26 protein-coding genes are annotated in these 21691 nt (G+C 61.4%); 8 read left to right on the top strand and 18 right to left on the bottom strand.

All coding sequences use genetic code 11. The features are described 5' to 3' along the window. Positions 1-176: 176 nt before the first annotated feature. The 7 genes from J2857_RS17650 to J2857_RS17620 all read right to left on the bottom strand — a co-directional run bounded on the left by J2857_RS17650 (position 177) and on the right by J2857_RS17620 (position 5195). Positions 177-635 carry a BA14K family protein gene (locus tag J2857_RS17650; RefSeq protein ID WP_210011376.1) on the bottom strand — a complete coding sequence of 153 codons (459 nt, stop codon included), beginning with the start codon at positions 633-635 and terminating at the stop codon, positions 177-179. A 98-nt stretch (positions 636-733) separates the two neighbouring features. Further along, positions 734-1267 (bottom strand): MerR family transcriptional regulator, encoded by a 534-nt coding sequence (locus tag J2857_RS17645; RefSeq protein WP_210011375.1) that lies wholly within the window; start codon positions 1265-1267, stop codon positions 734-736. A gap of 153 nt (positions 1268-1420) precedes the next feature. After that, entirely contained in the window at positions 1421-1759 is a 339-nt protein-coding gene (locus tag J2857_RS17640; protein WP_210011374.1) for an integration host factor subunit alpha, read from the bottom strand. 121 nt (positions 1760-1880) lie between these two features. Next, positions 1881-2852, bottom strand: a complete 972-nt coding sequence (locus J2857_RS17635; RefSeq protein WP_210011373.1) for a beta-ketoacyl-ACP synthase III — start codon at positions 2850-2852, stop codon at positions 1881-1883. A gap of 20 nt (positions 2853-2872) precedes the next feature. Continuing rightward, a complete protein-coding gene (plsX, locus tag J2857_RS17630) occupies positions 2873-3919 on the bottom strand; it encodes a phosphate acyltransferase PlsX (protein ID WP_210011372.1) in 1047 nt (348 codons plus the stop codon). Between the two features lie 151 nt (positions 3920-4070). Further along, on the bottom strand, positions 4071-4637 hold the full coding sequence (locus tag J2857_RS17625; RefSeq protein WP_210011371.1) for a YceD family protein: 567 nt from the start codon (positions 4635-4637) through the stop codon (positions 4071-4073). A 6-nt stretch (positions 4638-4643) separates the two neighbouring features. Next, positions 4644-5195: a ubiquinol-cytochrome C chaperone family protein gene (locus J2857_RS17620; protein WP_210011370.1), complete on the bottom strand. Its 552-nt coding sequence runs from the start codon at positions 5193-5195 to the stop codon at positions 4644-4646. A gap of 223 nt (positions 5196-5418) precedes the next feature. On the opposite strand from J2857_RS17620, the gene J2857_RS17615 reads away from it, so the two are divergent. Beyond that, the gene (locus tag J2857_RS17615; protein WP_210011369.1) at positions 5419-5934 is read left to right on the top strand and encodes an outer membrane protein assembly factor BamE; all 516 of its coding nucleotides are present in this window, start codon (positions 5419-5421) and stop codon (positions 5932-5934) included. A 73-nt stretch (positions 5935-6007) separates the two neighbouring features. Here J2857_RS17615 and J2857_RS17610 read toward each other — a convergent pair whose 3' ends face one another. The 4 genes from J2857_RS17610 to ribH form a co-directional block, all read right to left on the bottom strand. Beyond that, the gene (locus J2857_RS17610; RefSeq protein WP_210011368.1) at positions 6008-8149 is read right to left on the bottom strand and encodes a sodium-translocating pyrophosphatase; all 2142 of its coding nucleotides are present in this window, start codon (positions 8147-8149) and stop codon (positions 6008-6010) included. A gap of 218 nt (positions 8150-8367) precedes the next feature. Beyond that, a complete protein-coding gene (locus J2857_RS17605; protein WP_210011367.1) occupies positions 8368-9591 on the bottom strand; it encodes an MFS transporter in 1224 nt (407 codons plus the stop codon). 30 nt (positions 9592-9621) lie between these two features. Further along, the gene (nusB, locus tag J2857_RS17600; protein WP_038549009.1) at positions 9622-10101 is read right to left on the bottom strand and encodes a transcription antitermination factor NusB; all 480 of its coding nucleotides are present in this window, start codon (positions 10099-10101) and stop codon (positions 9622-9624) included. A gap of 3 nt (positions 10102-10104) precedes the next feature. Then, complete coding sequence (gene ribH, locus J2857_RS17595) at positions 10105-10563, bottom strand: 6,7-dimethyl-8-ribityllumazine synthase (protein WP_037080658.1); 459 nt, start codon at positions 10561-10563, stop codon at positions 10105-10107. A gap of 208 nt (positions 10564-10771) precedes the next feature. Between ribH and J2857_RS17590 the strand changes: the two genes are divergently transcribed. Further along, positions 10772-11293 (top strand): GNAT family N-acetyltransferase, encoded by a 522-nt coding sequence (locus J2857_RS17590; RefSeq protein ID WP_210011366.1) that lies wholly within the window; start codon positions 10772-10774, stop codon positions 11291-11293. A gap of 13 nt (positions 11294-11306) precedes the next feature. Here J2857_RS17590 and J2857_RS17585 read toward each other — a convergent pair whose 3' ends face one another. The 5 genes from J2857_RS17585 to J2857_RS17565 all read right to left on the bottom strand — a co-directional run bounded on the left by J2857_RS17585 (position 11307) and on the right by J2857_RS17565 (position 16354). Further along, entirely contained in the window at positions 11307-11921 is a 615-nt protein-coding gene (locus tag J2857_RS17585; protein WP_210011365.1) for a riboflavin synthase, read from the bottom strand. Beyond that, positions 11921-13009, bottom strand: a complete 1089-nt coding sequence (gene ribD, locus J2857_RS17580; protein WP_210011364.1) for a bifunctional diaminohydroxyphosphoribosylaminopyrimidine deaminase/5-amino-6-(5-phosphoribosylamino)uracil reductase RibD — start codon at positions 13007-13009, stop codon at positions 11921-11923. Before ribD ends, J2857_RS17585 begins: the two co-directional genes overlap by 1 nt. A gap of 3 nt (positions 13010-13012) precedes the next feature. Then, a complete protein-coding gene (nrdR, locus tag J2857_RS17575; protein ID WP_007771094.1) occupies positions 13013-13492 on the bottom strand; it encodes a transcriptional regulator NrdR in 480 nt (159 codons plus the stop codon). A gap of 63 nt (positions 13493-13555) precedes the next feature. Beyond that, positions 13556-14845, bottom strand: a complete 1290-nt coding sequence (gene glyA / locus J2857_RS17570) for a serine hydroxymethyltransferase (protein WP_210011363.1) — start codon at positions 14843-14845, stop codon at positions 13556-13558. 177 nt (positions 14846-15022) lie between these two features. Then, positions 15023-16354, bottom strand: a complete 1332-nt coding sequence (locus tag J2857_RS17565; RefSeq protein ID WP_210011362.1) for a L,D-transpeptidase family protein — start codon at positions 16352-16354, stop codon at positions 15023-15025. 412 nt (positions 16355-16766) lie between these two features. Between J2857_RS17565 and J2857_RS17560 the strand changes: the two genes are divergently transcribed. Both J2857_RS17560 and J2857_RS17555 read left to right on the top strand, forming a co-directional pair. Further along, positions 16767-16988: a hypothetical protein gene (locus J2857_RS17560; RefSeq protein WP_210011361.1), complete on the top strand. Its 222-nt coding sequence runs from the start codon at positions 16767-16769 to the stop codon at positions 16986-16988. A 122-nt stretch (positions 16989-17110) separates the two neighbouring features. Then, complete coding sequence (locus tag J2857_RS17555; protein ID WP_210011360.1) at positions 17111-17347, top strand: hypothetical protein; 237 nt, start codon at positions 17111-17113, stop codon at positions 17345-17347. A gap of 134 nt (positions 17348-17481) precedes the next feature. On the opposite strand, the gene ldtR is transcribed toward J2857_RS17555, so the two are convergent. Both ldtR and J2857_RS17545 read right to left on the bottom strand, forming a co-directional pair. Further along, positions 17482-17997, bottom strand: a complete 516-nt coding sequence (ldtR, locus tag J2857_RS17550) for a transcriptional regulator LdtR (protein ID WP_210011720.1) — start codon at positions 17995-17997, stop codon at positions 17482-17484. 234 nt (positions 17998-18231) lie between these two features. Then, positions 18232-18669: a DUF6163 family protein gene (locus J2857_RS17545; RefSeq protein WP_210011359.1), complete on the bottom strand. Its 438-nt coding sequence runs from the start codon at positions 18667-18669 to the stop codon at positions 18232-18234. Positions 18670-18787: 118 nt separating this feature from the next. Here J2857_RS17545 and J2857_RS17540 point away from each other — a divergent pair, with 118 nt between their 5' ends. The 4 genes from J2857_RS17540 (at position 18788) to J2857_RS17525 (ending at position 21685) form a co-directional block, all read left to right on the top strand. Beyond that, positions 18788-19168, top strand: coding sequence for a cupin domain-containing protein (locus J2857_RS17540; RefSeq protein WP_210011358.1), 381 nt, complete (start codon positions 18788-18790; stop codon positions 19166-19168). Positions 19169-19261: 93 nt separating this feature from the next. Further along, entirely contained in the window at positions 19262-20275 is a 1014-nt protein-coding gene (hemB, locus tag J2857_RS17535) for a porphobilinogen synthase (RefSeq protein ID WP_210011357.1), read from the top strand. A gap of 62 nt (positions 20276-20337) precedes the next feature. Beyond that, positions 20338-20796 (top strand): RDD family protein, encoded by a 459-nt coding sequence (locus J2857_RS17530; protein ID WP_210011356.1) that lies wholly within the window; start codon positions 20338-20340, stop codon positions 20794-20796. A 127-nt stretch (positions 20797-20923) separates the two neighbouring features. Beyond that, the gene (locus J2857_RS17525; RefSeq protein ID WP_210011355.1) at positions 20924-21685 is read left to right on the top strand and encodes an arginyltransferase; all 762 of its coding nucleotides are present in this window, start codon (positions 20924-20926) and stop codon (positions 21683-21685) included. The last annotated feature ends 6 nt before the right edge of the window (positions 21686-21691 follow it).

Genomic DNA, 21691 nt, shown 5'->3' with positions numbered 1-21691 from the left:
TCCTGGGGGTCAAGGGGTCGTCGGTTCAAATCCGGCCGCCCCGACCAATTAAATCCCCTTGAAATCTCAGTCAGATCAGAAGCCTTTTCCGAGAACCGGGACTCCCCACGCAATTTACCCGCCCCACCGGATGGGCAGGGCGGGCTTCAGGTTTTCATCCGCTTCCACGACGGATATCAGTAGGGCGAATAGCACTGCTGGCGCGGGCCGTAATAGGGCTGGAACGTGTTGTCATAGGCCCTGTAGGACCGGTAGCGGGCATAGCACCAGTTCACGTGCGCATTACCGCGGCCTACATAGCGCCGGGGCGGATAATAGCGCGGTGCGTATCTCCGCTCATAGCGCGGCTGGGCCAGCGCTCCGCCGATGATCGCGCCAAGGGCAAGCCCTCCGATGATCGCCCCGGCATCCGGACCTCGGCGATGGCGGCGATAGTAACGGTCGCCATAGTAACGGTCGCGATAATATCGACGTCCCTCCCAGCGGTCACGATCGCGCCAGTAGTATTGCACCTGCTGGACATCCCGGGATGTTTCGATCCCGGGGGCGCTGATCGACGGGAAAGCCTGGGCGGGAGCGATGCCGCTAAAAGCCGTAATCAGGGATAAAGCGACGACGGCGAGCTTCTTTTTCATAATTCACCTCCTCTGATTTCCTTATGAAGAAATGATCCTCCATTTCTCCTGAACCAGAGGTGAATGGTAAATTTTGCTTAACATTGCCGCGAGTTGAATTAGCGAACCTGATCCAAGAGGCGCTTGCATTCCAGGAGATCGAACAGCGCTTCCTGCAACAGGGCGCGGTCCTCCTTGCCAACGCTGGACTTGCCGATCGACACTTCCATGTCGTCTTCATGCGAGGCACCGAAACCGAAAAAGCGGCCGCTCGGCTTCACCTTGGGGCGGCCGACGATCTGATCCTCTTCGGCCGTGCTGATCTTCGGTTCGGCCTGCTTTTCGCTGTTTGCCGCCATGATCGCTTCCATCGTGGCGAGATCGCCCGAGGCAATCGCCGAGACGAACTTGTTGCCGTTCGTCTTCAGAAGCTTCTGCACGCCTTTTATGGTGTAACCGTGATCGTAGAGCAGGTGGCGGATGCCCTTCAGCAGGTCGACGTCTTCGGGACGATAATAACGCCGCCCGCCGCCACGCTTCATCGGCCGGATCTGCGGAAAACGCGTTTCCCAGAAGCGCAGCACATGCTGCGGCAGATCGAGGTCGTCGGCGACCTCGCTGATCGTACGAAAGGCGTCCGGGCTCTTCTCCAAAGTTCATACTCCAAACGGCAGGCTGCCCATGCCCCAAGGGCAGACTCATAGCCTCCGATACATGCGCGGATTATGCGCCGAATCGGACATATCTCAACGGTTTAAGCCGAGAGATTCAAGCATGTTCACAGGATTGCGGAAAGGCTGCGGACTTCAGGCGACCGGGCTTGCCGGCTTCAGTTTCGCCTTGCGCGCCGTGTGCGCCTTGAGGATACGGCTCTTCAGCACGTTGGAGGCCTTGAACGTCATCACCCGGCGCGGAGAGATCGGCACTTCCTCGCCGGTCTTCGGATTGCGGCCGATGCGCTCGTTCTTGGAACGCACCTGGAAGGTCGCGAAGGAGGAAAGCTTGACCGCCTCGCCCCGCACGATCGCATTGCAAATTTCATCGATGACCGTCTCGACGAGCTCGGCCGATTCCGTCCGCGAAAGTCCGACCTTGCGGAAAACCGATTCCGCCAGATCCGCGCGTGTTACTGTCTTGCCGGCCATGATCCCCGCCCAATTTTCGAAATTGATCTTATCAAAGCCGATAGAGAGTATTTTGCTTGAGCGTGAGGGTCAAGCGCCTGTGCTCAATCGCTTATTTACGTTTCGGCCGACCGTCGGCGCCTTACCAGCGGACCAGCAATGCGCCCCAGGTAAAACCGCCACCCATGGCTTCGAGCATCACCAGATCACCCTTTTTGATGCGCCCGTCGGAGGCGGCAACCGAAAGGGCCAAAGGAATCGATGCAGCCGAGGTATTACCATGCAGGTCGACCGTCACGACGACCTTTTCCAGAGGAATGCCGAGTTTCTTCGCCGAACCGTCGATGATGCGGCGGTTGGCCTGGTGGGGCACCAGCCAGTCGAGATCGTCCGCCGTCGTGCCGGTCGCGGCAAACGCGCTGTCGATCACGTCGGTGATCATGCCGACCGCATGTTTGAAGACCTCGCGGCCCTCCATGCGCAGATGCCCGACCGTGCCCGTCGAGGACGGACCGCCATCGACATAGAGCTTGTCCTTGTGCGAACCGTCGGAACGCAGATGCGCGGTGAGTATGCCGCGATCGGCAATCGTCCCCTCGCCTTGCGCCGCTTCGAGCACCAGCGCGCCTGCGCCGTCGCCGAAAAGCACGCAGGTGGTGCGGTCCTTCCAGTCGAGAATGCGGGAAAAGGTCTCGGCGCCGATCACCAGGACGCGCTTTGCCATGCCGCCGCGGATATGCAGGTCGGCGGTCGCCATCGCATAAACGAAACCAGTGCAGACAGCCTGCAGGTCGAAGGCGTAGCCATGGGTCATGCCCAGCCGGTTCTGGATATTGACGGCGGTCGCCGGAAAGGTGTTGTCGGGCGTCGAGGTCGCGACCAGCACCAGATCGATGTCATCAGGCGTCAATCCGGCATTGTCGAGCGCCGCGCGTGCCGCCTGCTCGCCGAGGGAAGCGGTCGTCTCGCCTTCTCCGGCAATATAGCGCTGACGAATGCCCGTGCGCTGCACGATCCATTCATCGGAGGTCTCGACGATGTCTTCCAACTCGCGATTGGTCACCACCCGCTTGGGGAGCGCTGCCCCGTAACCGCGAACCACTGAACGGATCATTCTTAACTCACATCCTGTCGTCATGCCGCTTCGGGGCCAGCCGGCGGCTGGCGACGCGCATGGTAAATTGCGAGATCCTGCCGGATCTTGGCGTTGAGATCATTGCGTGCCATGTCATAGCCGACATCGATCGCTGCCGCAAAACCGTCGGCATTGGCACTGCCGTGGCTCTTGATGACGATGCCGTTCAAGCCCAGGAACACTCCGCCATTGACCTTGTTCGGATCCATCTTCTCACGCAGCCTGTCGAAGGCGGGCTTGGCGAGAAGATAGCCGATCCTGGCCAGGAGGGTGCGCGACATCGATTCGCGCAGAAGCGTGGCGATCTGCCGGGCTGTGCCCTCCGCCGCCTTCAGCGCGATATTGCCGGTAAAGCCTTCGGTCACCACCACATCGACGGTGCCCTTGCCGATGTCGTCGCCTTCGACGAAACCGTGATAGGCGATCGTCGGCAGGTTGGCCTCGCGGATCAGCCGCCCGGCCTCCTTGACCTCTTCCTGGCCCTTCACCTCTTCGACACCGACGTTCAGAAGCCCGACGGTCGGCCGGTCCACTTCGAAGAGGGAGCGTGCCATGGCGCCGCCCATGATCGCAAAATCGAGAAGCTGCTGGGCGTCGGCGCCGATCGTCGCGCCGACATCGAGGACGATGCTTTCGCCCTTCAAGGTCGGCCAGATGCCGGCGATCGCCGGGCGTTCGATATTGGCCATGGTGCGCAGACAGAACTTCGCCATCGCCATCAGGGCGCCGGTATTGCCGGCAGAAACCACGACCTCCGCCTCGCCGAGTTTCACCGCCTCGATCGACCGCCACATGGTGGAGATATAGCGGCCGCGGCGAAGGGCTGCACTCGGCTTCTCCTCCATGCTGACGGCGAGTTCGCATTCGTGGAAGACCGACTTATCCCGCAGCTTCGGATATTTCGCCAGAACCGGCTCACACTGGGCCTTCAGGCCGTAGATGAGGAAGGTCACATCCGGGTGGCGTTCCAATGCCTTGGCGGCACCGGCAATGACGACCTCGGGACCAAAATCGCCGCCCATGGCATCGATAGAAATTCTGATCACGCGTCCCTGATCCTTATCTTCGCCGAACGCACCACCCCTGTAGGTCATGCGCCAGTTCTCACGTCTCCAACGGCCTTTCGCTCCTCATGCGGGGCCGTGTCGGCGAATTCGTGGCCAAAATATAGTTTTTGCTGCCGCTTACAACCCGTCCTCAATCCTTTTTCCAGTCCTTAAGGACGGCGAAGGGATTGGGGCGTCCGGACTTTTCATCCGCATCGCCTTCTAAGTGATCGGCAAACTCGGCGCCCGGTTCGCGCGGATAGGCATCGATCGCGAGAGCTGCGAATTCGGCCACCACTTCGCCGACATCGATCGTGTCGCCGACAAACATTTCGGGAAGATCGGGACCATCAGGATCGATCACCATCTCTGCGGTATCGCTGGTGACAATCCGCGCGAGCTTCGATCCTTCAGGCACGAAGATCTGCTCGAACTCTTCGTTTATCTTGGATACCACCGGATCGAGCGTGACGACCGAGGACTGGACGATATCGGCCTGGACGCGGCCCTTGAGACGTACACCGTCCTTCTTCCATCGGGCGATCTGCAGTTCCGCTTTCAGCGAACCGACCGAAACGACCTGCCACAGCTTCGCCAGGCCCTCGAGTTCGCGCGCATCCGCTTCGAGCTTCACCGTCACCGCATTTGCGGAAATGTTCCCCACCTTGACGGGATAGGAAAAGGGAGGCTTTTCGCCTGGACCGTTGTCGTTCTTCATCAAACCTCACTCCTCTCGCGGCAGCGGGCCCGGCAGGGGCAGAACCGCGTGGCCGCGAGAAATCTCATCTTCGGAAATGCCGGCGAGCGCCGTCTCCGCAACAATCATCCAGTCCGCCAGCCCTCGCATTCCGGGCACATCCTCCGCCTTGGGGTAGATATTCCGCCCGAGGGCCGCGGCAAGCGCCTCGGTGTCCTTGGCTTCGAGAGCAGCGGCATAGGTTTCCACTCGGCCGTAGAACATGCCGGCCAGTTTTTTCATGCGCTTCGGCACGCTCTGGTCGCCGATGCCGAGTTCCCGGATCGAATGATCGATATCCTGAAAAAACGCGTCGACGATCTCCTGGGCCAGTTCCTGACCGCTCGAATCGGATTTCGCCGTTCGCCTGAAGAACAGGATCATCACGATCGAAAGCATCTCGAAACGGCCCATGACCGTGTCCGGTACGTCCAGATCGCTGTAGAAGAACGGAACGCGCGCCACCGACGTCAAGGTCGAATACTGGCGGTCAACGATCGCCTGGTTCTGGTTTTTCTTCTTGAAAAGACCGAAGATCATCTGAATTCCCGTTATTTGCCCCCAGGAACGCCCTGGCCTGCCACCGGCCATGTTGCATGGAAACGAAAGCTGGTTTACCGAAGCATGCACGAATTGCAATGCCGTTCCGCCGGATCAGCGAACGGGCTGGGATGTTCGCGGCCTTAACATCGGGGTCGGGATCGGTCTTATGTCCCTGAATAGCCACAATGGTAGGGTCAGCAGGGGCAGGTTGAGTTGGGGGATGCCGTTGAACAAGCGGGTTTTCGGATACGAGATGACATTCTTGAGTAAAACCGCGATGGCAATGGTCGTCGCATCCATCACCGTCTCGGGTTGCACGTCCATGCAGATCGGCGACACCATGTATAACGGCTACGTGGTCGACCAGAAGTCGCTGGAGCTTATTCCGGTCGGGTCGAGCCGCGAGCAGGTGTTGCTGACGATGGGCACGCCCTCGACGACGGCGACCTTCGATACCGAGGTGTTCTATTACATCTCTCAGAAGCGCACGCGCGCTGTGGCCTTCATGAAGCCGAAGATCGTCGATCAGACGGTGCTCGCCATCTATTTCGACAAGGACGGCGTCGTCGCACGCCGCGCCAACTATACGATGCAGGACGGCAAGGTGTTCGACACGATTTCGCGCACGACGCCGACCGGCGGCCGCGACCTCACCTTCCTGCAGCAGCTGCTTACCGGCGGTTCCAGTGCCGGTGGGGCAGCAGCCCGCAGTATCCTGTCGAACTTCGGCAGGTAAGCACCTCGAGCGAAACAAAAAGCCCGCGGAGATCGCTCCCCGCGGGCTTTTTTATTTCACTTTGGGCCAGATATCAGCCGGCAAGAACCGCCAGCAGCAGAAGCGCCACGATATTGGTAATCTTGATCGCCGGGTTGACGGCCGGGCCTGCCGTATCCTTGTAGGGATCACCGACGGTGTCGCCGGTGACCGAAGCCTTGTGGGCCTCGGATCCCTTCATGTGGCGGGTGCCGTCCTTGTCGACGAAGCCGTCCTCGAAGCTCTTCTTGGCATTGTCCCAGGCGCCCCCGCCCGAGGTCATGGAGATCGCCACGAAGAGGCCGTTGACGATGACGCCGAGCAGCGATGCACCGAGGGCTGCGAAGGCCGAGGCCTTGTCGCCGCCGGAGATCAGAAGGACCCCGAAATAGACGACGATGGGGGCGAGAACCGGCAGCAGCGACGGAACGATCATCTCGCGGATCGCAGCCCGGGTGAGAATATCGACGGCGCGGCCGTAATCCGGCTTTTCAGTTCCCGCCATGATGCCCGGCTTTTCGCGGAACTGCTTGCGCACTTCCTCGACGATCGAGCCCGCGGCGCGGCCGACGGCGGTCATGGCGATGCCGCCGAACAGGTACGGGATCAGGCCACCGAAGATGAGGCCCGCGACGACATAAGGGTTGGAGAGGTCGAAATCGATTTCGCCGACGCCGTTGAAATACGGATACTGGGCACTGTTGGCGACGAAATATTTGAGATCGTTGGAATAGGCGGCGAAGAGCACCAGCGCGCCGAGGCCGGCAGAACCGATCGCATAGCCCTTGGTGACGGCCTTGGTGGTGTTGCCGACCGCGTCGAGCGCATCGGTCGACTTGCGCACTTCCGGCGGCAGGTGCGCCATTTCGGCGATACCGCCGGCATTGTCGGTGACCGGACCGAAGGCATCGAGCGCCACGATCATGCCGGCCAGACCGAGCATGGTGGTGACGGCGATGCCGGTGCCGAACAGGCCGGCGAACTGGTAGGTGGCGATGATGCCGCCGACGATGACGATCGCCGGAAGCGCGGTCGATTCCAGCGAGACCGCGAGGCCCTGGATGACGTTGGTGCCGTGGCCGGTTACCGAGGCCTGGGCGATCGAGTTCACCGGACGCTTGTTGGTGCCGGTGTAGTATTCGGTGATGACGACGATCAGCGCCGTCACCACGAGGCCGAGCAAGCCGCAGATGAAGAGGTTCGTACCGGTGATCGGTTTGCCGGCAACAGTGCCGATCGTGCCCCAGCCGATAGTGAGCGAGGTTGCCGCGCCAAGGCCGAGGATCGACAGCAGGCCGGTAACGATCAGGCCCTTGTAGAGAGCGCCCATGATCGAGCCGTTGGAGCCGAGCTTGACGAAGAAGGTGCCGATGATCGAGGTGATGATGCAGGCGCCGCAGATCGCCAGCGGGTAGACCATTACGGTTGCGAGGATCGGGGCGCCGGCGAAGAAGATCGCCGCAAGCACCATGGTGGCGACGACGGAGACCGCGTAGGTCTCGAAAAGGTCGGCGGCCATGCCGGCGCAATCGCCGACGTTATCGCCGACGTTGTCGGCAATGGTTGCCGGGTTGCGCGGGTCGTCTTCCGGAATGCCGGCTTCGACCTTGCCCACGAGGTCGCCACCGACGTCCGCACCCTTGGTGAAGATGCCGCCGCCGAGACGGGCGAAGATCGAGATCAGCGAAGCGCCGAAGCCGAGCGAGACGAGCGCGTCGATGACTTCACGCGAGCCGCTCGGATGGCCGAGACCGGAAGTCAGGACCCAGTAATAAATCGAGACGCCGAGGAGAGCGAGGCCTGCCACCAGCATGCCAGTGATGGCGCCGGATTTGAAAGCGATGTCGAGACCGGCCGCAAGGCTTTGGGAAGAAGCCTGGGCGGTGCGCACGTTGGCGCGGACCGAGACGTGCATGCCGATGAACCCGGCGGCACCCGAAAGCACGGCGCCGATGACGAAGCCGACCGCAGCGGTGCCGGACAGCAGCACCCAGGCCAGGATGGTCACGACGACGCCGACGATCGCAATGGTCATGTATTGGCGCGCCAGATAGGCCTGTGCGCCTTCACGGATATATCCGGCGATTTCCTGCATGCGGATACTGCCCTGATCAGCAGCCAACACGGAACGCGTCGCCCAGACGGCATAAATGATCGATAGCAACCCGCACACGATCACACCCAGAATTACGGTCATTCGCTTTTCCTCTCCCTTAGCGCCGGGTGGTCCATACCCTCCGGCCGTGCACCCCTGCAGCGGCGCACATCCACGAGATGAGCAAGACCGCCGCAATACTCCATAGTGTGCATTCCCGCGCAGGCAACCGCTCCCCTCCCAAGGAATCCGGGATCGCCTACGCGGACGGGAGATTGCGGTGGAGATGAATTGGCGTCAAGCCCCGAAGGGACAAGAGTCTAGGCCGATTTCACGGAAGAGCGTTTGAACATCAGCGCCAGCACCAAACCGAGGCAGACGATCGTCACCGGCCAGATGATCAGGTTCATGAAGGACCAACCGTAGGCCGTGAACACCTTGCCCGAGGAGAAGGAGGACAATGCCACCGTGGTGAACAGGATGATGTCGTGAAAACCCTGCACCTTGTCGGCCTCATGCGGGCGATAGCTGGAGGCGACGATGGCAGTCGAGCCGATGAAGGAGAAGTTCCAGCCGATGCCGAGTAGCACCAGCGCGCCCCAGAAGTTCCAGAGCTCGATGCCCATATGGGCGATCACGGCGCAGCCCATCAGGATCAGGAGCCCGGCGGCGACGATCTTCTCGACGCCGAAACGTGAAATCAGCATGCCGGTGAAAAAGCTCGGCGCGAACATGGCGAGCACGTGCCACTGGATGCCGAGCGTGGCCATTTCCGATGGGAAACCGCAGCCGATCACCATGGCGAGCGGCGCACCGGTCATCATGAAGGTCATCAGCGCATAGGAGGAGATGCCGCAGATCATGCCGGTCAGGAACCGCTGGGTGACGACGATCTCGCCGAGCGGACGGGCGGACGCGGAAGCCACGGTGCTGCCGCTCATCTGCGGCAGTTTCAGCGGCGTCAGCATCACCAGAGCGACCAGATAGAGCGGAATGACGGCGACGAACGCACCGGCGAACAGCACAGGCGACAGCAGGTCCTTGGTCCAGATCGCAAGCTGTGGCCCGAGGACCGCCGAAACTATGCCGGCCGCGAGGATCCAGGAGATCGCCTTCGGCTTGTAGAACGAGGGCGACGCATCGGCGGCGGCAAACCGGATCTTCTGGCTGAAGCCGTTGCAGAGTCCGATGAGAACCAGGCCGATCGCGAAAAGCCAGAAATTGGAATGGAAGAGCGCGATCGCCGCAATGGCGGCACCGAGCGCCCCGAGGATTGCACCCAGCATGAAACTCGCCTTGCGGCCGAGGAACCGGGAGGCGATGGCAACCGCGACGGCGCCTGCCGCCATGCCGATATTGAAGCCGGTCAGCGGAGCGGTGGCCAGCGACTTGTCGTCGCCGAGCAGCTGGTAGCCCACGAGGCCGCCGAGCGCAAAAACCAGGGGCGGCGCCGAACCGAGGACCGCCTGGGCGCCGGCCAGCAGCGCGACACTGCGCCGGGCGGTTTTCATCTGTGTCTGAAGACCGTCCACCGCGCCGTCCATGCTGCCCCACCCTGACTTATCGTTGGTTTGTTATTTCTTGGCTTCGCCGCGCACCTGCTTGGCGATGCGGTCGAGGACGGCGTTGACGATGCGCGGCTCTTCCTCGCCGAAAAAGGCGTGGGCAATCTCGACATATTCGGTGACGATGACGGCGACCGGCACGTCCTTGCGCTCGAGAATCTCGAAGGTGCCGGCACGCAGGATGGCGCGAAGGGTCGAATCGAGACGCGACAGCGGCCAGTCTTCCTGCAGCGAGGCGCGGATCAGCGGATCGATCTTCACCTGGTCACGCACGACGCCGGCAACGATCGAGCGGAACCATGAGGCGTCAGCCTTCAGATAGGTGTCGCCGTCGAGTTCCTGGCCGAGGCGATGGGCCTCGTATTCGGCCACGACCTCCAGGACGCCGGTTCCGCCGACATCCATCTGGTAGAGCGCCTGCACGGCCGCCAGGCGGGCAGCGCCGCGCTGATTGGCCGGCTTCACCGGGTGTTCGCCTTCCTTGGCCATCAATCAACCACCGTTCAGCTTGTCACGCAGCGCGATCATGGTCAGCGCCGCACGGGCGGCAAAACCGCCCTTGTCCTTGTCCGAACGGCGGGCGCGCGCCCAGGCCTGTTCGTCGTTCTCGCAGGTGAGGATGCCGTTGCCGATCGCAAGCGATTCCGACACTGCGAGGTCCATCAGGGCACGGGAGGATTCATTCGAGACGATATCGAAATGATAGGTCTCGCCACGAATGACCATGCCGAGCGCGACGAAGCCGTCGTAATCGGTGCCGCCCTCTTCCGACGCATCGAGCGCCATGGCGATCGCCGGCGGGATTTCGAGCGCACCCGGAACGGTAACAACATCGTAGGTCGCCCCGGCCTCCTTCAGCGCATGGGTCGCGCCTTCGAGCAGCGCATCGGACATATCGTCGTAGAAACGCGCCTCGACGACGAGGAGATGTGGAGCGGTTTCGCGTGACATGGTTCACCTTTGTTCAAAATCGGCCCAGCATGACCTCGTATCGCCTTCAAGGCGGGCCGAAAGGCATATGGGTCTCGGGCAGGTGGCGGTCAAAACACGCTCTGAGGGGAATGGCAAGCAATTTTCGCTGAACGCAGCGATGCGAATCGGGAATAGCTGAGCGAGCGGCGATATAGATCACCATCATCGCCACCGCCCGGAGCCCGCCATGACCACTATCCCGATCCTCGAAACCGAACGGCTGATCCTGCGCCCGCACCGGCTGGAGGAGTTTGAGACCTATGCGGAATTCTGGGCCGATCCGGACGTGGTGCGCTATATATCCGGCATCCCCTCGTCCCGCGAAAACAGCTGGAGCCGCATGCTGCGCGTCACCGGCATGTGGCATCTCATGGGTTTCGGCTTCCTGGCGATCGAAGAGAAGGCGACCGGGCGCTTTCTCGGTGAGGCCGGTTTCCAGGACATGCGCCGGGAGTTTCAACCCTCCATCGAGGGGACGCTCGAGACGGGCTGGGCGCTCATCCCTTCCGTCCATGGCCGCGGTTACGCGACCGAGGCGGTGGGCGTAATGATTTCCTGGGGCGAAGCCCATTTCCCCGATCGCCGGATGACCTGCATCATCAGCCCGGAGAATGCCGCCTCGCTCAGGGTCGCGGCAAAACTCGGCTTCCGCGAGTTCGCCCGCGCCGATTACCACGGCCCGATCATGGTGCTGGAACGCGAAAACTGATGGGTGTGAACCGTCAGCTCTTCGCCGGGAATTCCGCGAGCCGCGCTGCGTAACGCGCCATCGTGTCGACTTCGAAATTGACGAAATCGCCCGCCTTGCGGTCGCCCCAGGTGGTGACGGCAAGCGTGTGGCGGATCAGCAGTACGTCGAAATCGGTGCCCTCGACGGCGTTGACTGTCAGCGACGTGCCGTCCAGCGCGACCGAGCCCTTCGGAGCCACAAATCGGGCAAGCGCCTCGGGTGCGCGAAGGCGGATGCGCACCGCCTCGCCTTCATGTTCGATGCCCAGAATTTCCGCCGTGCCATCCACATGGCCGGAGACGATATGGCCGCCGAGTTCGTCGCCGATCTTCAGCGCCCGCTCCAGATTGACCCGCGTGCCCTCGGTCCAGGCGGCGATCGTCGTCAGCCGCAACGCCTCTTCCCAGGCCTCGACCTCGAACCAGCGTTCGTTGCTGCCTTCGTCCGGCAGGTTTGTCACCGTCAGGCAGACGCCGCCATGGGAAATCGAGGCGCCCATATCGATGGTCTTCGGGTCGTAATTGGTGGCGATCCTGAGCTTGACGCCTTCGTCCATCGGCGTCGTTGCCGCGACCGTGCCGACATCGGTGACAATTCCGGTGAACATCAGAAACCTCTCTCGTATTCAAAACAGCGGTCCGGTCCGAAGCTTTCCTCGCGCACGAACTTAAATCCTGCCGGCATATCGGATGGCGTCAACGGCGATTCAAGTCCATTCTCGCCGACAATCCCGGTCCCCTGGAAGAGGAGGACGCGGTCGACGAGGTCTGCTTCGAGAAAAGCTCTTGCGATGGTGGCGCCGCCTTCGACCAGAAGGGAGGACATGCCGCGAACCGCGAGGATCGCCAGCAGGATATCGAGTTCGGTGGCGTCCATGATCTCGACGCCGGCCTCGATCAGTTTCTCGCGCTTGTCCCCCGCCCCAGTCTCCAAGGTGGAAGAAGGCGCAGCCACCACGATCACCGGCACATCCCGCGCAGTCTGCACCAGCTTGGACGTCAGCGGCAGTTCCAGCCGCCGGTCCAGCACGATGCGGATCGGAGAGCGTTTCTCGAGACCGGGAATGCGTACGGTCAGCTCCGGATCGTCCGACAGCACCGTCCCGATGCCGACGAGAATCGCATCCGCCTCGGCCCGCAGCCGGTGCACGTCCGCCCTCGCCTCCGCGCCCGTGATCGACACTTCCTCGCCTCGGCGGCCGAGCATGCCGTCGGCGGAAACCGCAAGCTTCAGAGTCACATGCGGGCGGCCTTTCGTCTGGCGGGTGAGGTAGGCGGCAAGCGCACGGCGCCCCTCCTCCTCCATCAGCCCAGTCTCGACGACGATCCCGGCATCGCGCAGGATCGCGATCCCACGGCCGGAGACGCGCGGATCGGGATCGGTCAGCGAGATGACGACACGGGCGACGCCGGCTTCGACCAGAGCGTTGGCGCAGGGAGGCGTGCGGCCGTAGTGAGAGCAGGGTTCAAGCGTGACGTAGGCCGCCGCTCCCCTCGCCTTCTCGCCTGCGATATCGAGCGCCTGGGTTTCCGCATGCGGCCGCCCGCCGGGTGCGGTAACGGCGGAACCGACGACCTCGCCGTCCCTGACGATCACGCAGCCGACCGAAGGATTGGTGCCCGTCTGACCGGTATGAAGGCGCGACAGACGCAGCGCCGACGCCATGAACCACCGGTCTTCGGCAGCGCTCGTCATGATCTACGGCTCGATGCCGGGATCGCGGGCGATCTTGGCGTTGATCTCCTGGATCACCTTCTCGAAATCTTCCGCATGGGAGAAGTCGCGATAGACGGAGGCGTAACGGACGAAGGCGACGTCATCGAGGCTCTTCAGGGCTTCGAGCACCTGCAGGCCGATCTCTTCCGACGAGATCTCGTTTTCGCCCGAGCTTTCGAGCCGGCGCACGATGCCCGACACCGCCCGCTCGATGCGGTCATTGTCGACCGGCCGCTTGCGCAGCGCGATCTGGAACGACCGTACCAGCTTGTTGCGATCGAACGGCACCTTGCGGCCGGTCTTCTTGGTGACCATCAGTTCACGAAGCTGCACGCGCTCGAAAGTCGTGAAGCGGCCGCCGCAATCCGGGCAGATGCGCCGCCGGCGAATGGAGGTATAATCCTCCGCCGGACGACTATCCTTGACCTGCGTGTCTTCCGAACCGCAATAGGGGCAGCGCATCGCCTCTCCTTGGGCTTGCAAGAGGGACCGCGAGATTGCGGTCCCCGTTGGTACCAGTTGGGGTCACATGTAGGGATACATGGGGAAGCGGCCGGTGAGTGCTACCACCTTGTCGCGCACACCGGCTTCCACCGTCGCGTTGCCCTCGTCGGAATTGGCGACCTTCAGTCCGTCGAGAACCTCGATGATGAGATTGCCGATCTCCCTGAATTCCGCTTCCTTGAAGCCGCGCGTCGTACCGGCCGGGGTCCCGAGGCGGATACCTGACGTAACGAAGGGCTTTTCCGGGTCGAAGGGAATGCCGTTCTTGTTGGTGGTGATGTAACCGCGGCCGAGAGCGGCCTCGGCGCGCTTGCCGGTGGCGTTCTTCTTGCGCAGATCGACCAGCATCAGGTGGTTGTCGGTGCCGCCGGAGACGATGTCGAGACCGCCGGCCATCAGCGTTTCGGACAGCGCCTTGGCATTCTTGACGATCTGGGCGGCATAGTCCTTGAAATCCGGCTGCAGCGCCTCGCCGAAGGCAACCGCCTTGGCGGCGATGATATGCATCAGCGGGCCGCCCTGGAGACCCGGGAAGACGGCCGAATTGAACTTCTTGGCCAGTTCCTCGTCGTTCGTCATGATGACGCCGCCGCGGGGCCCACGCAGCGACTTGTGCGTGGTCGTGGTGGCCACATGGCAGTGCGGGAACGGTGACGGATGCTGGCCGCCGGCAACCAGGCCGGCGATATGGGCCATGTCGACCATCAGATAAGCGCCGACCGAATCGGCGATCTCGCGGAAACGCTTCCAGTCCCATATGCGGGAATAGGCGGTGCCACCGGCGATGATCAGCTTCGGCTTGTGCTCTTCGGCCTTCTTCTGCACTTCGTCCATGTCGAGCAGGTTGTCGCCTTCGCGCACGCCGTAGGACACGACGTTGAACCATTTTCCGGACATGTTGACCGGCGAGCCGTGGGTAAGATGCCCCCCCGAATTCAGGTCGAGACCCATGAAAGTATCGCCCGGCTGCAGCAGCGCCAGGAACACCGCCTGGTTCATCTGGGAACCGGAATTCGGCTGGACGTTGACGAAGTTGACGCCGAACAGCTTCTTGGCGCGCTCGATGGCGAGTTCCTCGGCGATATCCACGAACTGGCAACCGCCGTAATAACGCTTGCCCGGGTAACCTTCCGCATATTTGTTGGTCATGATCGAACCCTGCGCCTCAAGCACGGCGCGGGAAACGATGTTCTCCGATGCGATCAGCTCGATTTCGTGGCGCTGGCGACCCAGTTCCTTCTCGATCGCGCCAAAGATTTCCGGATCGGATTCGGCCAGCGGGCGGGAGAAGAAGACGTCGGTGTTCGACATGTGCGAGGCTCCTCAAAGGGGTGGGCATTGCAATGTCGCGTCTTAGCGTTCCGCCTCCCGCAGGGCAATACGCAGAACGACATTTGCGCGTCGGAAGACGCGGAGATGCTCCTGGAAACGAAAAAGCCGCACCCTTGGCAGATGCGGCTTCCCGTAAACGGAAGATGAGGTCGGTTCTTATTGCGGCAGCAGATCGTCGTCGGCAGCGCCGGCCGGCTTTTCGATGCCGGTGGTCGTCTGCAGTGCCAGTTCCTGGTTGCCGTCACGCTCGTAGATGTCGTCACGGAACTGAACGACACGGTCCTTCGCCGACCAGGCGGTGATGTAGACGATATAGACCGGAACTTCCACGGCAAGCTTGATCGGGTTGTTCTGGCGCGTCGAGATCACCCGTTCGATCTCCTGGCGCGACCAGCCGGTCGTGTCGCGCAGAAGCCAGGTAATGAGGTCGCGGACGTTCTGGACGCGCATGCAGCCCGAGGACTCGAAGCGCATCAGCTTGTTAAACAGGCCCTGCTGGGGCGTGTCGTGCATGTATTCGTTGTTCGGATTGTGGAAATTGATCTTCGTCGAGGCCATCGCGTTGATCTTGCCCGGGTCCTGCCGGAACATGAAGTTCGGCGCCTTCGGCGCGAACCAGTCGACCGTTTCCGGCGCAACCTCGTTGCCCTTGCCGTCGATCAGGCGGATGTTGTTGCGCGTCAGATAGGTCGGGTCCTTGCGCATCAGCGGCACGATGTCCTTCTCGACGATCGAGCGCGGCGCAGTCCAATAGGGGTTGAGGATGACCTCGTAGATCTTCGAATTGATGGCGTGGGTCGGACGGTCGATGCGGCCGACAACGGCATTGGTGCGCAGTGCCACGCGGTCGTTCTCCACCGCCTCGATATAAGCGGCCGGAATATTGACCATGACGTAACGCGGGCCGAGGTCGCCGGACATGGACTGCAGGCGCACCAGATTGGTCCCCAGCTGACGCAGGCGCACGTCGGCGGAGATGTTCATCGCCTTGACGGTGAACTCGCCCATCACGCCGTCGGAGGGCAGGCCGTGGCGGGCCTGGAAACGCTTCACCGCGCCGTCGACGTAAGAGTCGAACGAAGACGACATGCCCGCCTCGCGCGGCAGGTCGCCTGAAATCATCAGACGCTGGCGCAACTGCTGGACGGAAGGATCGACGACGCCGAGGCGCAGGCGCTGCTGGCCGGGATTGACCTCGGGCCAGCCGCCATTGGCGACAATCTGCTGGTAGTCGACGATTGCCTGCTGGATGTTCGCCGGTCCGCCGGGACCGAGCACCGGATTGTTGGAAACGACGTTGACGGCGGTGCGCGATGCGGCCTTGGCATCGAACTGGTCGTCCCAGGTGCCGCGGCGCGGCGCATTGATCAGATCGTCCATCGCCGTCTGGGCGAATGCAGGCGCTGCAAGCGCTGCGGCGCCTGCAGAGACGGCCGTGCGAAGCAAAGCACGGCGGGAAAGAGCTTCAGATCCGATCTTCTTCGACATCAATTATACCCATCTCATCCGAGCAGCATCAGAGACGCCTACAGGGATATGGTTAAGAACGCGCAAAAAGTTAGCGCAGCCGCTTAGGGGTTCGTCGTCATCGCAATGTCATGAAAGCGCGAATTCCCGCCGGCCCGTTGCATCCAGCCGGTCCCATAGCAATATGGCCAATTCGTGTCAGGTACTTGCGCGTCACAAAGCCGTGTTGGCACGTGATTTTTTCACGCGGCATATAGGCCACACCGCGGACCGCAAGCGATCCCGGACGTGCGAGATGGTCGGTCGAGATCCGCGTTTGATAAAAACCGCTCAAGTCGCTTGGACATCAGCCCCTTTACCGAACGCAAGAGCCGTAAGCCTGGGGCAAGCGGACTGGCTAAAAATTATCCCTCATTAATGAGGAATTTGAGATTTGAACTGGTACCCGATCGAAGCGCTTGAGCCTGGAAAGCTGGTCGTCCTGCATTTTCGCGATGAGACCGCACCGCAATGCGTCGGCTATGTCGAACAGGACGGCGTCTGCGGGTGGCCCGAAAAGGTGACAGGCCGCAGACCTGACGGCTGGCTCGACCTCTCCTCGATGTTTGCGGGCATGACAACTGAAATTCGCCGGGTTGTGGCGGCGACGTTATAGGCAGATATCCCGGCGCAAACGGACGTATCGGAACGTATTTCCGACGCTCATGGCAGAATTTGTCTATCTACCCGGGCTCCATACTGGTACGCACCCCGTACATCACCCATTGGAGAGCTACCGTGACCCTGGACGAAAAGTACCAAATTATTGTCAATGCTTTCCAGAACAACAAATTTGGCGTCTCGCCGACCTCCACACGAGGAGCCGTCCAGAATTACTGCAAAAAGCACGGTCTGCAGGGCGAAGACTATACAGAGACACTCGCCGCAGCGATGACCGCCGGCTTGATTGCGCAGATGGCGGACTCGGCACTCACCATCAGAAACGCCGGCCGCGCCCTGCTGGCCCAGCGATAGGGCCGTATCCGCCAGAAGCGCTACGCAACCGGCACGCAAACAAGCGTAACGGCACGTCTTCCGACGTCCCGTTACGCTTTTGCGTAGCACCGCATGACTGGAGGTAATGGAGTGTTTCGCAAGCCCCCGGTGGATTAAAGGCGGTAAAGGATCTGGTCGTTCCAGAAGCGGTCGAGGCGCTGGAGCAACTTGTTCATCTGGGAGAACTCGCCCTCGCCGATGCCGCCGACCTTTTCGATCGAGCCGATATGGCGCTCGTAGAGCTTGCCGACGGCCTCGGCGATCTCCTGGCCTTCCGGCGTCAGGCTGATGCGGACCGAGCGGCGGTCGATGCGCGAGCGCTGGTGGTTGATGAAGCCGAGATCGACCAGCTTCTTGACGTTGTAGGAGACGTTGGAGCCGAGGTAATAACCGCGGGAGCGCAGTTCACCGGCCGTCAGTTCCGAATTGCCGATGTTGAACAGCAGGAGCGCCTGGACGGCGTTGACGTCGTCGCGACCCTGGCGGTCGAACTCGTCCTTGATCACATCGAGAAGGCGGCGGTGCAGGCGTTCGACCAGATGCAGCGACTCCATGTAGAGGGCGCGAATGGTTTCTTCATGCGGATCTGCTACTGCCGGTGCCGCCTGCGGCTTCAGTTTCGTGTTCATCATGACTGCCTCATCCTGTTTTGTTTGGCGGTGTTTGTTTTCTTCCCGCCTTGAGACAGACACTATCCAATACGCATAAAATTCGACTTAAAACATAGGCTTAACAAGCGCTTAACGCGTTCCGCTGAATTCCTTCGGCACGTCACCGACCGGAAACGCCGCCACGCAGATTTAAAATAAATCAATGACTTAACAGAGAATTCTCGGTCAAATCCGGCCGTCAAAGCTTTAATTTCAGGGTGAATCAATCCTTACCCGCTCCGCCTTGCGGCGCGCCTCGATCCATAAGGAGAGCCGAAATACGACGTAAAGCGCGGCGACGAGGCCGTGCATGAGGGGAACGAGACGGTTGTGTCCGAAGATCTCCGGCCAGACGATATACATCGACACCTGCGAGATTGCGGCAATCGCCCAGAGCACAGGCCCCCAGGACACGGTGAGCCAGAGGCCGAGCGAGGCGACCGGAAACAGCACGGCAAGCGAAGACGCCGCCACCTTCCAGGGAAGTGACAACAGATCGAAGCGGGCCAGGCCCTTCAGCGAATAGCCGACCAGCATCGCCCAATATTGCAGGCCGAACCAGAAACAGGCGACTGCGACCAGCCTGAGGAAGACGACGTAGAGAATTTCGGTCAGCGTGCGCTTCGGCACCGTGAGTGAATCGGGTTCCATGGGGCTACACTAGCCGCCACGGTCGCCGACCGCCAGTACCGGCCTGTCGTCTGCACGATCGTTCAAGAGCCTTGCGCGTTGCCCTGATAGGGTTTGCCGCCAAATCAAAGGAGAAGGCATGACCGATCGGAACTTTTCACATACGCCGATAAACCTCGCCGAGAAGCTCGCACGGATACCCGACCTCTGGCAGCAGCGCGTCGTCGCCGAAATGAACGACTACCAGTTCAAGCTCGTCCGTATCGAAGGCGATTTCATCTGGCACGATCATCCGGAAACGGATGAAGCCTTCATCGTCATCGAAGGCCAGTTGCGGATCGACTTCCGCGATGGCAGCGTTCACGTCGGCCCGGGCGAAATGTTCGTCGTGCCGAAGGGCGTGCAGCACAAGCCGTTCGCCGAAAAGGAAGTGAAGATGATGGTTATCGAGCCGCGCGGCGTTTTGAACACCGGCAGCGAGGGCGGCGACCGTACTGCTCAAAACGATCTCTGGATCTAATCCGGGTCCCAGCTGCGGCGATCGTTCCCATTCGCAAATGGCGTGCTGCATGATAATGACCCGCGCATGGGAAGAGAAGTTGGAGACTTTGCCATGGACAGGACGCATCTGGTCGACGAAATCACCGGCCACCGCCGCATGCGGCGCAACCGCAAGGCCGACTGGACGCGCAGGCTGGTACAGGAGAACCGGCTGACGGTGGACGACCTGATCTGGCCGATCTTCATCGTTCCCGGCACCGGCATCGTCGATCCGATCGCCGCCATGCCCGGCGTCAACCGCATGAGCGTCGACAAGGCGGTCGAGGCGGTGAAGGAAGCCGCCGGTCTCGGCATTCCGGCGATCGCCACCTTCCCCGATATCGAGATGGAATTGCGCGACGAGACCGGCTCCAACAGCCTGGTCGCCAACAACCTGATCAACCAGGCGACTGCCGCTTTCAAGAAAGCGGTGCCAAATATCGGCATCGTCACCGACGTGGCGCTCGATCCGTTCACCAGCCACGGCCATGACGGGATCCTCCGGAACGGCGTCATCGTCAACGACGAGACGGTCGACCAGATCGTCCGCGCCGCCGTCATGCAGGCGGATGCCGGCGCCGACATCATCGCGCCGTCGGAAATGATGGACGGTCGTATCGGCGCCATCCGCCGCGGGCTCGACGCCGCCGGCCACCAGGATGTCGGCATCATGTCCTATGCGACAAAATTTTCGTCCGGCTTCTACGGCCCTTATCGCGAGGCGATCAACACCAGCGGCCTGTTGAAGGGCGACAAGAACAGCTATTACATCTCGCCGGCCAACGGCACCGAAGCTCTCCGCGACGCGGCTCTCGACGTCGAGGAAGGCGCCGACATGCTGATGGTCAAGCCCGGCATCGCCTATCTCGACATCTGCTGGCGCATCAAGGAAGCGTTCGGCCTGCCCGTCTTCGCCTACCAGGTTTCCGGGGAATACACCCAGATCAAGGCGGCGGCGATGAACGGCTGGATCGACGGCGACCGGATCATGATGGAGACGCTGCTCTGTTTCAAACGCGCCGGCTGTGACGGCATTCTTTCCTATTTTGCGATGGACGTAGCGAAGAAGCTGGCGAAAAACGGATAAGTCTTGTTGCAGAGGCGGTTTCTTCCCATATCAATGTGCGAGAAACAGGAGATGTTGAAACGATGAGCCTCGACCCGAACCCGACCTATGCCGCACCGGACGATTGGCGCGCCTATAGCGGCGTTCTTTCGCGCCGGGTGTTCGCCTTCATCATCGACTATGTGATCGTGCTCTTGCTGTGCATTCCGGCTGCGGTTGTCGTGTTCTTCCTCGGCATCATCACGCTCGGCCTCGGCTTCATGCTCTATCCGGTCCTGTTCGTGATCGTCGCGCTTCTCTATTTCGGGATGACGCTCGGCGGCACGGCCCAGGCCTCGCCCGGCATGCGCGCCATGGGGCTCGCCATGGTGCGGCTCGACGGCCGGCGGATGGATTTCCTGACCGCCATGGCCCATACGGTGATTTTCTGGATCATCAATTCGGTGCTGACGCCGCTCATCCTGCTCGCAGGTTTGTTCATCGAGCGTTCGCGCCTCGTGCACGACCTGTTGCTCGGCACGATCGTCGTGCGCACCTCGTAACGATCACGCTACTGGCCAAAAGTTTATGGTGCAAGCCGGCTGAGCGTCGCAGCATGTGGTTGACGTTTTGCTTTTATGCGCCATGGTATGACATTTACGATCATAGAGACCGGACTGCCACGACGCAATGAACACCCAGGCAACGCCCTCACCGCAGTTCTACCTGACGGCCCCGGCAGTTTGTCCCTATCTCTCGGGTGAAATGGAGCGAAAGGTCTTCACTCACCTGGTAGGCTCTCGCGCCGCCGAGATGAACGACCTACTGACCCAGGGCGGTTTCCGCCGTTCGCAGAACATCGCCTATCGGCCGGCCTGCGAATCATGCCGTGCGTGCATTTCCGTGCGCATCCTCGCTCACGAATTCGAACCCGTGCGCTCGATGAAACGGGTTCTCGCCACCAATCGCGACGTGATCGCCACGGTCTACCCCGCGCAGCCCTCGACCGAACAGTTCTCGCTCTTCCGCCGCTATCTCGATGACCGCCATCAGCGGGGCGGCATGTCGGACATGTCGGCGCTCGACTATGCGATCATGGTCGAGGACACGCATGTCAACACCCGGATCATCGAGTACCGCCGCCGCGAGCCTGGCTCCGGCATCAGCGCCGAGCCGAAGGGCGAACTGCTTGCCGTCGCGCTCACCGACATGATGAGCGACGGCCTTTCGATGGTCTATTCCTTCTTCAATCCCGAGTATGAAAAGCGCTCGCTCGGCACGTTCATGATACTCGACCACATCGCCCGCACCAGAACGCTCGGCCTGCCGCATGTCTATCTCGGTTATTGGGTGAAGGGTTCGGCGAAGATGGGCTACAAGACCCGCTTCCTGCCCCAGGAACACCTGACGCCGCGCGGCTGGGAAATCTTCGATCCCACCACGGACATCTGAAATCAT

It is taken from the genome of Neorhizobium galegae (assembly GCF_017877055.1).
GTDB classification, from domain to species: Bacteria; Pseudomonadota; Alphaproteobacteria; order Rhizobiales; family Rhizobiaceae; genus Neorhizobium; species Neorhizobium galegae_D.
This window is presented reverse-complemented; position numbering and strand designations above follow the sequence as displayed.